Source organism: Pedobacter frigoris (assembly GCF_032678645.1).
In the GTDB taxonomy this organism is placed as follows: domain Bacteria; phylum Bacteroidota; class Bacteroidia; order Sphingobacteriales; family Sphingobacteriaceae; genus Pedobacter; species Pedobacter frigoris_A.
Genome location: NZ_JAVTSP010000007.1, coordinates 21,755 through 34,551 on the forward strand (window position 1 = coordinate 21,755; position 12,797 = coordinate 34,551).

The 12,797-nt window shown below is 39.6% G+C and carries 16 protein-coding genes; 15 read left to right on the forward strand and 1 reads right to left on the reverse strand.

What is annotated here, in order from left to right; translation table 11 throughout:
• The 9 genes from R2Q78_RS18800 (at position 1) to R2Q78_RS18840 (ending at position 7,671) form a co-directional block, all read left to right on the forward strand.
• On the forward strand, positions 1-1,395 hold the full coding sequence (locus tag R2Q78_RS18800; protein ID WP_316794094.1) for a RagB/SusD family nutrient uptake outer membrane protein: 1,395 nt from the start codon (positions 1-3) through the stop codon (positions 1,393-1,395).
• Between the two features lie 160 nt (positions 1,396-1,555).
• Positions 1,556-2,758, forward strand: a complete 1,203-nt coding sequence (locus R2Q78_RS18805; protein ID WP_316794095.1) for a TlpA disulfide reductase family protein — start codon at positions 1,556-1,558, stop codon at positions 2,756-2,758.
• A gap of 20 nt (positions 2,759-2,778) precedes the next feature.
• Entirely contained in the window at positions 2,779-3,447 is a 669-nt protein-coding gene (locus R2Q78_RS18810) for a DUF4369 domain-containing protein (RefSeq protein WP_316794096.1), read from the forward strand.
• 9 nt (positions 3,448-3,456) lie between these two features.
• Positions 3,457-4,653 (forward strand): TlpA disulfide reductase family protein, encoded by a 1,197-nt coding sequence (locus tag R2Q78_RS18815; protein WP_316794097.1) that lies wholly within the window; start codon positions 3,457-3,459, stop codon positions 4,651-4,653.
• 217 nt (positions 4,654-4,870) lie between these two features.
• Positions 4,871-5,008, forward strand: coding sequence for a hypothetical protein (locus tag R2Q78_RS18820; RefSeq protein ID WP_316794098.1), 138 nt, complete (start codon positions 4,871-4,873; stop codon positions 5,006-5,008).
• Positions 5,009-5,141: 133 nt separating this feature from the next.
• The gene (locus R2Q78_RS18825; RefSeq protein ID WP_316794099.1) at positions 5,142-5,345 is read left to right on the forward strand and encodes a hypothetical protein; all 204 of its coding nucleotides are present in this window, start codon (positions 5,142-5,144) and stop codon (positions 5,343-5,345) included.
• A gap of 210 nt (positions 5,346-5,555) precedes the next feature.
• Positions 5,556-5,873, forward strand: coding sequence for an IS66 family insertion sequence element accessory protein TnpB (gene tnpB / locus R2Q78_RS18830; protein ID WP_316794100.1), 318 nt, complete (start codon positions 5,556-5,558; stop codon positions 5,871-5,873).
• Between the two features lie 79 nt (positions 5,874-5,952).
• Positions 5,953-6,129 carry a hypothetical protein gene (locus R2Q78_RS18835; protein WP_316794101.1) on the forward strand — a complete coding sequence of 59 codons (177 nt, stop codon included), beginning with the start codon at positions 5,953-5,955 and terminating at the stop codon, positions 6,127-6,129.
• Between the two features lie 336 nt (positions 6,130-6,465).
• Entirely contained in the window at positions 6,466-7,671 is a 1,206-nt protein-coding gene (locus tag R2Q78_RS18840) for a hypothetical protein (RefSeq protein ID WP_316794102.1), read from the forward strand.
• Positions 7,672-7,847: 176 nt separating this feature from the next.
• Here the strand turns inward: R2Q78_RS18840 and R2Q78_RS18845 are convergent, their stop codons facing one another.
• A complete protein-coding gene (locus tag R2Q78_RS18845) occupies positions 7,848-8,093 on the reverse strand; it encodes a hypothetical protein (RefSeq protein WP_316794103.1) in 246 nt (81 codons plus the stop codon).
• Between the two features lie 424 nt (positions 8,094-8,517).
• On the opposite strand from R2Q78_RS18845, the gene R2Q78_RS18850 reads away from it, so the two are divergent.
• The 6 genes from R2Q78_RS18850 to R2Q78_RS18875 all read left to right on the forward strand — a co-directional run bounded on the left by R2Q78_RS18850 (position 8,518) and on the right by R2Q78_RS18875 (position 12,720).
• On the forward strand, positions 8,518-8,973 hold the full coding sequence (locus tag R2Q78_RS18850; RefSeq protein ID WP_316794104.1) for a DUF6934 family protein: 456 nt from the start codon (positions 8,518-8,520) through the stop codon (positions 8,971-8,973).
• Between the two features lie 28 nt (positions 8,974-9,001).
• Positions 9,002-9,166 (forward strand): hypothetical protein, encoded by a 165-nt coding sequence (locus R2Q78_RS18855; protein WP_316794105.1) that lies wholly within the window; start codon positions 9,002-9,004, stop codon positions 9,164-9,166.
• A 15-nt stretch (positions 9,167-9,181) separates the two neighbouring features.
• Positions 9,182-9,343, forward strand: coding sequence for a hypothetical protein (locus R2Q78_RS18860; RefSeq protein ID WP_316794106.1), 162 nt, complete (start codon positions 9,182-9,184; stop codon positions 9,341-9,343).
• Between the two features lie 138 nt (positions 9,344-9,481).
• Positions 9,482-10,708, forward strand: coding sequence for a TlpA disulfide reductase family protein (locus tag R2Q78_RS18865; protein WP_316794107.1), 1,227 nt, complete (start codon positions 9,482-9,484; stop codon positions 10,706-10,708).
• A gap of 70 nt (positions 10,709-10,778) precedes the next feature.
• Positions 10,779-11,609 (forward strand): alpha/beta hydrolase, encoded by an 831-nt coding sequence (locus R2Q78_RS18870; protein ID WP_316794108.1) that lies wholly within the window; start codon positions 10,779-10,781, stop codon positions 11,607-11,609.
• A complete protein-coding gene (locus tag R2Q78_RS18875) occupies positions 11,602-12,720 on the forward strand; it encodes a PAS domain-containing sensor histidine kinase (protein WP_316794109.1) in 1,119 nt (372 codons plus the stop codon). Before R2Q78_RS18870 ends, R2Q78_RS18875 begins: the two co-directional genes overlap by 8 nt.
• Positions 12,721-12,797: the final 77 nt, after the last annotated feature.

A 12,797-nucleotide genomic window follows, 5' to 3' on the forward strand; every position in this document is an offset into this window, starting at 1 on the left:
ATGAGACTACAAACCGTTAAAAGCATAAAATGTTATCTTATTTATATATGTATCAGTTTAACTGGTATAGTTGGGTGTAAGAAGGACTGGCTAGAAGAAAAACCAAATAAATCATTAACTGTACCTTCCACCCTAAGTGACTTTCAGGCATTAATGGATGAATTCTATGGAATGAATGCTAACTACCCTATCCTAGCTGAAATGGGGGCTGACGGACACTATCTGGAAGATGTTGTATTTCAAAATGCATCTAATTCTTATTTTGTATATAAAGACGCTTATCTATGGTCTAAAACGGTTAAAAGTATTGAATTGCAAGATTGGAATTTATCTTACAAGAGGGTATTAATTGACAACATTGTGCTTGAAGGGCTAGAGAAAATAGTGCCAACGGATAATATTGAACGGCAACAATCGAATGATATTAAAGGACAGGCATTATTTAATCGCGCGAGAATATTTTTTGAACTGGCGCAGATGTTTGCTCCTGCATATGACAATAACAGCGCTGATCAGGATTTGGGCATAGTATTGAAGCTCTTGTCGGATGTCACTATTCCATCAAATAGAAGTACAGTTAAACAAACTTATGATCAAATCTTAAAGGATTTGAATGAGGCGAAAACCTTGCTTCCTGTCAGACCATTATATTTAACAAGAGCGTCTTCATCTGCGGTAAACGCATTGCTGGCAAGAGTCTATTTAAGCATGGGTAATTATGATAGTGCATTTACCGCTGCTGATAATTGCTTAAAACAATATTCGCAGCTACTAGATTACAATGACATACCATCTACGGCGATGTTTATGGGAAGATACAATAGGGAGGTTTTGTCGCATACGAATTATCTTCCGGGAATTGGTGGCGCAGCAAATAACTTAATTGACCATACGCTGTTTAATTTATACGCAAATAATGATTTGAGAAAAACGAGATTTTATCAAGAGAATGTTGATGGGTCGATCTCCTATAAGGGGATGTATGAAAATTTTCCATATTATTATTTTAATGGCTTAGCTACAGATGAAGTTTATTTAACCCGGGCAGAATGTAGTGCTCGTGCAGGTCGCACTAATGACGCACTAAAAGATTTAAATGATTTGATCGTAAAAAGATGGGATAAAAATGTCCCTTACCCCATTATTACTGCAAGTACCGCTGATGAGGCATTAAGCATTATACTTATGGAAAGGAGAAAGGAACTTGTGTTTAGGGGGACACGCTGGATGGATTTACGTCGTTTGAATAAAGATCCACGATATGCCGTAACATTAACAAGAACTGTAGCTGGTGTTGAATATACCTTGGAACCCAATAGCTATAAATATACCTTCCCAATACCGGATGATATTATTCAGCAAACGGGAATGAAGCAAAATCCTGGATGGCCGTGAGATAGAGTCCGAAAACCTTTGTCATCCAGAGCCAATGCGAAGAATCTAGATTTCTCGAAAGCCGGGATGACAAAGACTCTTTAATCATCTAAAAATGGTAGGTGTTAAGCGCTAGCCATGCCAAAAAATTTAAATCAACACATATTTAAAACAGATAAATATGAAAATAATAACACTGATTATAGCGATTGTCTTTTTCTCAATAATAAAGATGAACGGCCAGGCTTTGAATAAAATTGAGGCAGATGTGGCATGGAATACTTTATCAAAAGCATCGATTATTGATTACAACGAAACGAACAAGGTCAAGAAAGAAGTTGCAAGGGAAAATGCCGCACGTAAATATTTGGATTTAGGTTTAGGGTTTTTGCGTCAGTTCCCAAATGATGCAAGAAAGGTTGAATGGTTCCAAATTGCTAGTAGTTGGATTTCATCGCCAAATTTCTGGGACAATATCGACGAGGGAGCAAAAGCAGTGGCTGAGTCATCCTCAGGTTTTTATTCGGCAGCAATTAATTGGAATTTGTTTGAAAAATGGGAAGAAGAGCGGTTAAAAGTTAGAAAAATAATCATGGAAGATCGCACTATTTCTGAAGAAACTAAACAAAGGATCAGACAAAATGAATTGGAACTTGAGATGTTCAGAAATTCAAATGCCGGTTATAGAGGAGATAAAATTCGATTTCTTACCCGTGTGAAAAAAGTAATGGAAAATACTTATTCCGGATTTAAAACAGGCGATAATTACACCAACGTTTATCGGCAGGTTGAGCGTCTATTTTTTCAAAGAAATGAATATGGGTTAAATACCGGAGATTTAATAGCATTTACTAAGTATTTTAAGAATAGTAAGCATAGAGAAATTCAACAATGGGCGATGCAGAAATTGTCTGTTTTTGCTTTACAAGATGAGCCATTTGAGTTGAAACATTTTTCTACAGATGGCAGAGAAATAGATCTGGCAAAGCTTCGGGGGAAAGTAATTCTGGTAGATTTCTGGTCGAATACCTGTGCTGTTTGCATAGAACGAATGCCCGCTATAAAAGAGGTATACGACAAGTATAAAGCTCATGGTTTTGTTGTTATATCTGCCGCTAATAATCCAAATATGGATAAAGAAAAAATCATTGCTATACATGAGCGAATAGGGGCTGATTGGCCGGTAATGTTAATTGGCGGCGATAGTGATAAATCAGGTTATGTTGCACCAAATAGTATTGCCGATAAAATCTTCAAAAAATATGGATTTACGTTCGTTCCACAGCTTCTTCTGCTAGACAAAGAAGGTAAACTGGCGATGTATAATGGCGTGTTGATGAATGGTAATTTTGAACCCCTTGTGCAGGAACTTTTGGCAAAATAAACGATGCTAATTTTTACTTTATGAAGAACATAAAATTGATATTCTTGCTATTGTGTTTTGTATTGGCGTTACCATGTTATAGCCAGGAAGAAAAAGGTTACCAGATTTCCGCTGAAATCAGTGGTTTAAAAGATGGTACTCTCGTTTCGTTAAAATCACTGGAAGGAAAAGAAGGTACTGCAATTGCCAAATATGGAAAATTTATTTTTAAAGGTAAAGTAGAAGTAGCTGGAACACCCTATACTTTGGGCATAGCCGGAAAGGAGCAGCGGATAGAACTATTAATGGATAATAGCCTGAAACTGCAGCTTAGGGCTAGCTTTGAAAACTTGCCGGATTGCAATTTTGGAATTATAGAGAGTGGTAGTTATCTTGATTTCCTGCAGCGGGTACAGGCTCCATTTAGTGCAGCATATAGAAAATTTGAGGAGAATAAAAAAACTGATTCGATAAGCACAGCATTATCAAAACAAGATTATAATGTGGCTACTCAAACTTATATAAAAGAGGTATATCTATGGATAGGCATGAATCCAGGTTCTTACTACACCCCTTTTCTAATTAGTTTTTGGTGGCCTGAAATTGATAAAGCAAACGCATACAACCGACTTACAAAAAAAGCTAAAAATAGTTACTATGGCAGGCAGTTATTTGCTCAGGTAGAAGCTATAAAACAAGAAAATAAATAAAATAATAATATGAAAAGAATAAAGATCGTAATACTAGGATTAACTATGATTTTGCTGGCCAACTACGTGATAGCACAGGGAAAAATTAATTTGGAGGGATATACAATTGGTGCTCAAATTACTGATGTACCAGATGGCGCAATGTTCTATTTGATAAATACCAATCCAAAAACAGGGAGAGCGGATACTGTTCAAACCGTGGAAAGCAAAAATGGACAGTTTAAATTTAAGGGAGTTTTAACTTCTCAAGGAGAAATCCATTGGGTTTTGATTGATACCAACACTGTCAAGCTTGAAAAAGGGAAGAACTATTGGATCCTTCTGGTTTTAGATCATTCGGACATCAAACTAACCGGTTCATTAAAAAAATGGCCGAATGTTGAGATTTCTGGATCTTTGCCAACTACAGAGTATGAGCACTACATGACATCATCTGAAGAAGTAATAAAAAAAGCACGAGAACTGGAAAAGGCTGCAGGTGCAGACAGCTCGATGTTGGCACAAGCAGTTCAAGGCTATAAGGCCTTTACTTTAACTTATTATAATTCCGCTCTTGATGCATATACGACGCCGAAATTGATTAATAGCAATTCTTTTTTAGACAACGCAGAAAAGAGAGCACTTTACAATAAATTATCAGATCGGGTTAAGAATGGATATTATGGTAAAGCACTTCTGGATGAACTGGAAACACAGGAAAGAGTTAAACAAATAAATGCATTGGTGACCGATAAAAATATCATTCCTGATTTTAATTTTAGTACTGCTGAAGGCGAGAAGATCTCTATTCATAAAGTAGCCGAAAAATCAAAATATACCCTTATAGATTTTTGGGCAAGTTGGTGTAAGCCTTGTCGTGAAGCTATCCCGGAAATGAAACGGGTGTATGAAGCTTTTAGGGATAAGGGCTTTAACATTGTCGGCCTTTCTACAGACAATAATGAAACCGCATGGAAAAAAGCTTTGGAACAAGATGGCGCAAAATGGAACCATGGAATCGATAATATTGATAAGGCAGGGAAGAATGTTTTTCCGTTGGCTGCTATTCCAGCCTATATTCTGATTGATAAGGAAGGGAAAATTATTAAGACGGATTATTTTTTATCAGGAACTAACACGATGTCTGTAAAACCTGGAGAAAAGTCGCTAAGCAGCAATCTTTATGAAATTATTGAAGGGTTGTTGGGGGAAGGAAAGGGTAAGTAACCTATGAAAAATAAAGGGTTGGGGGAGTTATAATTTAAACTTAAAAGAGTGAGATTGTTGATCAAGGCTCTTCCAACACCTTTTTTAGATCCTTCGCGACGCTCTGGATGACAAAAATGTAGTGCTGAGCAGAACAGTGGCGTTTATGGTTTGTGATGCGCACCAATGTTTACCAGTGGAGGAAGTGGAGTTTAGTGTGGAACTGAAATAATCAACAATGAACACAATGACTATGACAAATGAAATGGCACTTGCAATTGATGCCCTGATTCGGATTAATGAGGATGGCGTTACTTCTGAGCAATTTATGAGGGTGCTTTCCATCGGCCGTGAGGAAGCGGAACAGCTGGAGTAATCTTTACCACCTCCCCCTACGGGTACTCCTCCTTCGTAAGGAGGGGATGGATGATCTAAAGTCCCCTACTTCGCAAGGAGGGGTGGCGAAGCCGGGGTGGTAGGAGAAGAATTGAAAATTAAAAGAGATAAAAATGAGTACTAAAACTAAAATAGATAAGCCACTCTTTGCCCGTGTTGCATTTTGCGATAAGCAAACTGTGCTTAATATTTATGGGCCAATGCCTGTAAAGAAGTTAAAAGCGATTGTGGAGGCTATTGATAGGATTGTGAAGCCCAAAGATGCGGAAGAAAGTAGACGTCTTAGTGATTTAATCATAACGAGCAAAAACCTATGAACAGGACAGTAAAGCCGGTTTTAACCGGATAAGATTGTTTACCTATGAAAAACACAAAGGTTTGGGGGAGTTATAATTTAAACTTAAAAGAGTGAGATTGTTGATCAAGGCTCTCCCAAAACCTTTGTTATTAATAAAGATAGCAAAAATGAGATCCTGATACCGGATCAAGTCCGGCATGATAAATTCAGGATGACGCTACGTATAAAGATGATGAATAGAACAATAAAATTGCCAAACAATGAATTATTCCGATCCGTCATTGGAGATCGGAAGCTGAAGGTATTCCAGTATCCTGTTGATGGCCGTTTAGGGATGCTTGGCCTGAGTAAGATCGTACACAGAGAAGCCGGGCATATGCCCAAATTGAATGAAGCTTATGTCTTTTTCGTGGCGAAGGGAAGTGTAGTAAAGGTATTGAGCGTTGATAAAATAGGTCAGAATATCCTGGAACTTCATGGTACCCAGGCTGAGCAAATGAGAGCGGAGTTGATGGGAATAACAACGGGACAACACAAACAGGTATGAAGTTAGCGGAAAATGCGAAACACTGTTTAAAGACTTTTGAGAATGCGTTGGTGTATGGAGGAAAAGAAAATTAAACATTATGAGACTTAGTTATAAGAAACTCTACGAATCGGTGATGATGGAGTTGGATTTTGTAAAGGGTGAAAGGGAGAAGTTGAAGCAAGAGAATGCGTTGCTGGAAAAGATCAGGATGATACAGACCGAGCATTTATTGAAGAGAGAAAAAATGATAAAGGATATGGGAGGGAAGGTATAAAAGCAGCGGGGGCGTTTTTGACATAATTTATTTTTTTTGCCCCTGCTCTTTTAAATATTATGGTTTTCGGTTGGTTCCCAGTTCGCTATGTCTTTGAGAGCAGCGTGACGGCTGGGGCAAACCAATCAACAATTTGAGAAAACCTTCAAGGAATTGAGATCCTTCGCGATGCTCTGGATGACAAAAGAGGAGGGGACTAAATGAAAAAACCGCATTGGACTGCGGTTTTTTTGGTCATAGGGAAGATTAAAGTTTTTTATATCGTAAGGGATACAATGCTAAAACGGCTAACTAAGCCGAAGCAGGAATAAAAATTTTAATATTTTCTAATTATTTATGACTAACAAAGCAAAATTTGAATTAACGCAGTTTGAAAGATTGTTAAAGAACGACCTTCATCCTAAAAACATTGAAACTACATTAAAAACAAGACCTATTGAAGCGCTAAAGCTCAGCATTGACATTGAAACCTCGAGGATCACTGACACCATTAAAAATGTGCTGTGTGATGAATATGATGATCCTCATCTGGAAAGATATATCCAATTGCATGTAAGTGGTGCTATCAGTATTCTGGATCTTATTTATGCGATCATCAGGCCTGAAGCTGCTGAAATTTTCAACGAAGTAAGGTTGTGTGAAGGGTGTATTGATGTTTATATGCACTTAAAAGCCGGAGTGAAAACCATTCTGAATTACATTGAAAAAGACCTGAGCAAGTATTTTGACCTGAGTCTGCCGGTGCCGGATAGTTTCAGGATTGGCTCTGCCAGGCAGCTGATGGAAGATCGGAATGTATTGCAGGCAAAGCTGCGCTCAAAAGAGATAGATCCTTTATTGCAGGAATTGATCCTGGATTATGTTTCTGGCCATTGTGTTTTGGAAACCTGTAGTTACTTAGAGCAGAAGTATACCAAATTGCTGATGGCACATTTGTTAAATGTACTAAGAAGCAATAAGATCAAAGACTGGAACAGGAAAATGGTGGTGGAACTCATTTACCTGAACTTTAATAAGAGCACATTCTTTACCTGGTGCAGGAAATTCATTGCTGCGGATGTAGACGGTCATCAAACAGTGAAAGAACAGGTGCTGCGGTTCAACTGGTATTTGAAAGAAATAAAACCCCTTGATGTAAAGCCCAATGTGTTTTATAAGCCAGGCAGACCTGGAATAAGGGAGTTGCTGGAACATTACATTTCAGGTGAGTTGGTTTATTTATCGGAACTTCCTGCCGAGCCGGTGCAGAACTTTAAAGAAAGGGCGGAGAAGTTTGATTTTAAATTGCCGCTTAGTTTGTCGGTAAGCCAACTGGCTTTATTCATAGAACTGTTCATCCGCACGGGCGTATTTCCTGTAGAGAAGGGCAAGATGAAAGCCACTATGGGATTCTTCGCGGCGAATGTGACCACAGTTGGTACTGAAGAGATTTCGTTGAAAAGTCTGGACAACAACAGAAGACCGAAGCCAAAGGTATGTGATGCTATTGAAGGGATACTGGAACGGATGCTGGATTTGCTGAGGAATGATTTTATGAAGTAAAGGGCGGAGAGGTTCGTCATCTCGACGACAGGAGAGATCTTTGTCGTTTGCATGGTACAAAGATCTCTCCTCGTGCCTCGTTCGAGATGACGTGATTAGGATGACGTGATTCAGAATATTGGAATTTCAGATGAAACTGTTTTTAACAAAAGTGAAAGTTGCTAAATATATCCTGCTTAATTTCCGAGGCTCACTTTGTCGCCTTTAATAGGTGAATATTCTGTTTCGGCAGTACCGTTTACTTTAAGCTTGTCAAAGTAACACTTTATACCCGTGGCCATGGTGAAATCTTCTTTGTCCTGAATGTGAAAATGCAAGTGTGCTTCAGATGAATTACCGGAGTTGCCACTTACACTCAACCTGTCATCTCCAACAAAAGCAATGTAGGCATGTATGGTCTGTTCTAAATGTTTCGGCTCCAAACGGAAATGCCCCGTTGTCTAATGTTCCCATAATAAATGATTTGGTGCAAACGTACAGGTTCAATAGAGATGCTGCGGGCTATTAATATCCCGGACAGCGGTTATTTATTTGTGTTTAAAAATATGCTGGTTTCGCATTGCGTTTGGTCTCCTTTCGGCCTGCGTTCGTGTAACGACACTCAAAATGAAATCACTATCCAATTCCTACATAGCTCTTTGAAAAGCCGTAGCCCTTCCAACCCTTGAGTAGCCCCTATGAAAGGGTTGTGAAGGGCTTTAGTAGATACGAAAGCATACCGAAGGCATGGCGAAAGGAGAAGGCATAGAGAAAAACAGAATTCTACATTACAATTCAGGATGTTGATAATAAATACAAAATATTTCGTATTGGTTAATTTGTGAAGTTTTTTTTATCTTTGCATTGATGAATAAGGAACGTTATGGCTATATCTCTGATGCATCCGGTATGGATTTTGAATTTTTTAGCGAAGGGCCAAAAGGAAAAATTAAGAAGGTTGTGGCTTTTACGCCACAGAATATTAAAATTGTGGGCAGGATTGTATATAATTTAGGTTTCGGCGATCTTAATCCTAATACGGGGGACATAGACGATCTCTCCGTATCTAATAACAATGACAGAGATAAAGTTTTGGCGACCGTAGCAGCTTTGACCTGGGAATTTACGTTTCATCATCCTTATGCTTTTGTGCATGCACGTGGAAGTACAATTTCAAGGACACGTTTGTATCAAATTGCAATAAGCGCAAATTTAAACGAATTAAAAAAAGTGTTCTATATATATGGTTTTAAAGATGATGAATGGTCTGAGTTTGAAAAAAATGTCAATTATGTAGCATTCATTGCTTTACGTCGATTATAATTATATTTGTATGTTAAAAAGAAGTAAGATGGATATTAAAAATAAATTCGGTACTAAAGTAGACCCTAATATGAGGGACTATAGTAAAGATCCCTATTTTGTGAAGAAAGCTGAAGAAGCAAAGGTTTTCCTGGAGAAGGCTGGCCTACCTGCTGATTTATTGAAAATCCAGGCCGAGCGTTTAAAAAAATAGCAAGCTCATTTAATTATGAAAATTAAACAGGGCACAATTGCCATTGATAACAATATGAAGGATCATAGTAATGATCCATTTGTTAAAAGAAAAATTGAAGATTCTAAAAAGGTAATTGGTAAAGCTGGTCTTCCACCGGAATATTTAAAGATTCTGTCCGAAAGGAAGGGAAAATGAATAGACATACCAGATAATGGTAATTGCAGATTGGGGTAGGTAAAGAAAAAGATCATAGCATTGCAACAAAATTTCTGGTGCGTAGTCTAACTGATCAAGAGTAGGGTACAATACTCGCAACCATTAAATCCAGATATTATGTTTCCTTTTTCAATTAGCCAGGCTTTGATTAGATTTTGTATTGGTTTTGCATTGGTGTTTTTTGGTGCGAGTGTCTATGCTCAGGTTTTGCAGGAACGTACTACGGGTTTGCAGGGAAGGATTGTCAATTATAATCCGGCTGCCGACAATAAGTCTTTTTTACTCCTGTTTCGGCCTTTAGAGGATCAGATGGCACGACAGGTAGTAAATATCAATACAGACGGGACTTTTAAATTTAAAACTGGCATAGCCTATGCCCAGGAGGTAACATTGCTGTATCGGAATTACAGATATCCACTGCTATTTAATCCAGGGGATAGTTTGAATTTAACTATTGACACTACCGTTGCCGCAGTCGGCAACCAAAAGTTGCTTGATGACCAGAAGCGCTACCAGTCGCTGATCGATGAAATGGAAGACCCACAGAAGCTGAAGATATATGATATGAATGACAGGTCGATAATTTCAGGGCGGCATTCGGACTTCGTATCTCAACTTTACCGTAAGGTAACCAGTGATTTCAGTCCTGATAGTGCTATACTTTTTAAAAAAGCGGCCGGTGACCGTGATATTATCAGCCTGGCGAAATTAATCATGTGGAACATACAGCATAAAACCACAGGGTTTACACGGGACGTGTTTTTTACGCGGTTATTTTTAGATGCGCTGAACGGATACCAGTTAAAGGAATTTGATGCATTGTGGGATGAAAAATTAATCGCTGAGCCCTGGTTTAAATCGAAGATCAGAATGAAACGCGAGGAAATAATGCGGTACCTGGCCAACCAGAAGACAGAAGCAACATTAATAACGGATACACAATTGACGGGATTCGAAAATGTAATTAAAAAATATGCCGGCAAAGTGATTTATGTAGATTTTTGGGCTCCATGGTGTTCTCCTTGTATGGCGGCTATGCCTGCTTCAAAGCTGGTTCAGGAACATTTTAAGGATGAAGATGTTGTGTTTCTTTTTCTGGCTAACCGTTGCTCTGAAGAATCGTGGAAAGCTACTATTGCAAACAAAGGCTTAGGCGGAATACATTTAAAACTGACAGATGATGAGTATAATGTTTTGGCCGAGCGGTTTAAAATAGTTGGGATACCGCATTATCTGATGATTGATAAACAAGGAAAGGTGGTTAGCCCGGATGCGCCGGGACCGGACTCTCCAAAAACTTTAATAGCTGATCTGGAAAAGTTAGTTGGAGTAAAGGTTAGGTAAGGTGGGAGTGAGTGATCCAACCTGGAAACCTGGTATTCATAATCCGGGTTTTGTTTGTGGCCGTTAGCTTATGCAAATAAACGTTATCTTTACAGATATGCCTGTTATGAATGCCCTTAAAAGAAATAATGTAGTAGTCACGGGAACGGGCGAAAGTGTGATGATGTTTGCCCATGGTTTCGGCTGTGATCAGAATATGTGGCGTTACGTTTGGCCTGCTTTTAAAGATGACTATAAGATCGTGCTTTTCGATCATGTAGGTGCCGGAAACTCTAGTCTTTCAGCTTATTCTTATAAGAAATACGATACGCTGGATGGCTACGCTCAGGATATCATAGAGATTTCGGAAGAACTGAACATCAGTGATATGATTTTCGTGGGGCATTCTGTTAGCGCTGTTATGGGGCTTATAGCCGCGGGAATTGCTCCCGGACTTTTCAAATCCATGGTGCTGGTAAGTCCTTCACCATCTTATATTAATCAGGATGGCTATGTCGGAGGCTTCAGCAGATCCGAAATTGATGAGTTGCTTGAAGCGATGAATAATAATCACCTTGGCTGGTCTACGACAATGGCTCCGGTCATTATGGGTAACCCTGAGAGGAAAGAACTCGGAACTGAGCTGGCAAACAGCTTTTGCAAAACAGATCCCGAGATCGCCAGACATTTTGCAAGTACCACCTTTCTGACCGATAAACGCCATATTTTGCCGGATACAAAGGTGCCAGCCCTAATACTGCAGTGCAGCAGCGATGTGATCGCACCGGTAGAGGTAGGTCATTATATGCATGAACACATGCCAAACAGTAAACTGGTGATCCTGGATGCTACAGGGCATTGCCCTAACCTGAGTGCTCCGGAAGAAACCGTGGCGGCCATCAAAGCATATTTACATGGCTGATCAGGCAAATCCACAATTGGCCTTACTTGCCCAGGACTTCGAAGATTTTTTTGAAACCTCACTATGCGGCTTTGTAATTACCGATGGAGAAGGGAGGATAACAAGAATAAACCAGCGTGCAGCAGAATGGCTGAACAGTTCGCCAGACGATTTTTCAGGCAAACGCTTCTCAGATCTTCTGGCAGTCGGCGGAAGGATATATTTTGAAACGCATCTTTGGCCATTGCTGCGTATGCAGGGATATTTTGATGAAGTAGCTGCTGAACTTGCTGATAGAGGTAATGGAAAAATGCCCATTTATCTCAACGGCTATGAAAGAAAGGCTGATAATGATCAGCCTGTTTTCATGCGTTTTACCTTATTCAGGGCTTCCGATAGAAGGCTTTATGAAGAGAACCTTCAAATGGCCAGACAACTTGCAGAGACGAGATTAGATGCTGAGCAACAAAATGCAATCATCAGGGAGCAGTTCATGGCAGTGTTGGGACATGACCTGCGCAACCCGCTTGGCGGTATTATGAGTGCTGCACAAATGCTGGCAAGGACCGAACTTGGCGCAAAAGAGGAGCGGCTGGTCAATATAGTGCAGTCTGGCTCTAAGCGGATGCATGAGATGATCAATAACATCATGGATTTGGCACGCGGGCGTTTAGGAGGAGGAATACCGATCAGTCCTGTGGTTGTGGATATGGAAAAACTGCTAAACCAGATCAGCGATGAACTGATCATCGTATACCCTGAAGTAAGGATCGAATCCGATTTCAACATCAGCCAGATGGTAGAATGTGACCCTGCACGCTTTTCTCAGCTGGTCTCAAATCTGCTTGCAAACGCAATTACCCATGGCTCATCCGATGCACCTGTGCTGCTGAAAGCTACCGTAAATAAAGATTTCTGGGAGATAGCCGTGTCCAATCAGGGTAAGCCTATTCCTAAAGAAGCAATGCCTTATCTTTTTCACCCTTTTCACAGAGAAGATTCCCAGGCCAGCCAAAACGGATTGGGACTTGGGTTGTATATAGCTTCAGAGATCGCCAAGGCTCATAATGGGACTTTGACAGTAAAATCTGATGCAACAGAGACTTGTTTTACTTTTACACGGTTTCTTTAACCAGCCAAGAGACAGCTGTTTACCTATTTTGATCATGTATTGACCGTGCTGACCTCTACATCTCCCGACTTGTCTGA

Excerpts from the sequence above, each read along its gene's own strand:
- tnpB (WP_316794100.1), top strand. The coding sequence starts at position 5,556 with ATGATGAATAGAACAATAAAATTGCCAAACAATGAATTATTCCGATCC.
- R2Q78_RS18875 (WP_316794109.1), top strand. The coding sequence starts at position 11,602 with ATGGCTGATCAGGCAAATCCACAATTGGCCTTACTTGCCCAGGACTTC.
- R2Q78_RS18820 (WP_316794098.1), top strand. The coding sequence starts at position 4,871 with ATGAACACAATGACTATGACAAATGAAATGGCACTTGCAATTGATGCC.
- R2Q78_RS18800 (WP_316794094.1), top strand. The coding sequence starts at position 1 with ATGAGACTACAAACCGTTAAAAGCATAAAATGTTATCTTATTTATATA.
- R2Q78_RS18865 (WP_316794107.1), top strand. The coding sequence starts at position 9,482 with ATGTTTCCTTTTTCAATTAGCCAGGCTTTGATTAGATTTTGTATTGGT.
- R2Q78_RS18850 (WP_316794104.1), top strand. The coding sequence starts at position 8,518 with ATGAATAAGGAACGTTATGGCTATATCTCTGATGCATCCGGTATGGAT.
- R2Q78_RS18805 (WP_316794095.1), top strand. The coding sequence starts at position 1,556 with ATGAAAATAATAACACTGATTATAGCGATTGTCTTTTTCTCAATAATA.
- R2Q78_RS18870 (WP_316794108.1), top strand. The coding sequence starts at position 10,779 with ATGCAAATAAACGTTATCTTTACAGATATGCCTGTTATGAATGCCCTT.
- R2Q78_RS18810 (WP_316794096.1), top strand. The coding sequence starts at position 2,779 with ATGAAGAACATAAAATTGATATTCTTGCTATTGTGTTTTGTATTGGCG.
- R2Q78_RS18860 (WP_316794106.1), top strand. The coding sequence starts at position 9,182 with ATGAAAATTAAACAGGGCACAATTGCCATTGATAACAATATGAAGGAT.
- R2Q78_RS18855 (WP_316794105.1), top strand. The coding sequence starts at position 9,002 with ATGGATATTAAAAATAAATTCGGTACTAAAGTAGACCCTAATATGAGG.
- R2Q78_RS18815 (WP_316794097.1), top strand. The coding sequence starts at position 3,457 with ATGAAAAGAATAAAGATCGTAATACTAGGATTAACTATGATTTTGCTG.
- R2Q78_RS18825 (WP_316794099.1), top strand. The coding sequence starts at position 5,142 with ATGAGTACTAAAACTAAAATAGATAAGCCACTCTTTGCCCGTGTTGCA.
- R2Q78_RS18840 (WP_316794102.1), top strand. The coding sequence starts at position 6,466 with ATGACTAACAAAGCAAAATTTGAATTAACGCAGTTTGAAAGATTGTTA.
- R2Q78_RS18835 (WP_316794101.1), top strand. The coding sequence starts at position 5,953 with ATGAGACTTAGTTATAAGAAACTCTACGAATCGGTGATGATGGAGTTG.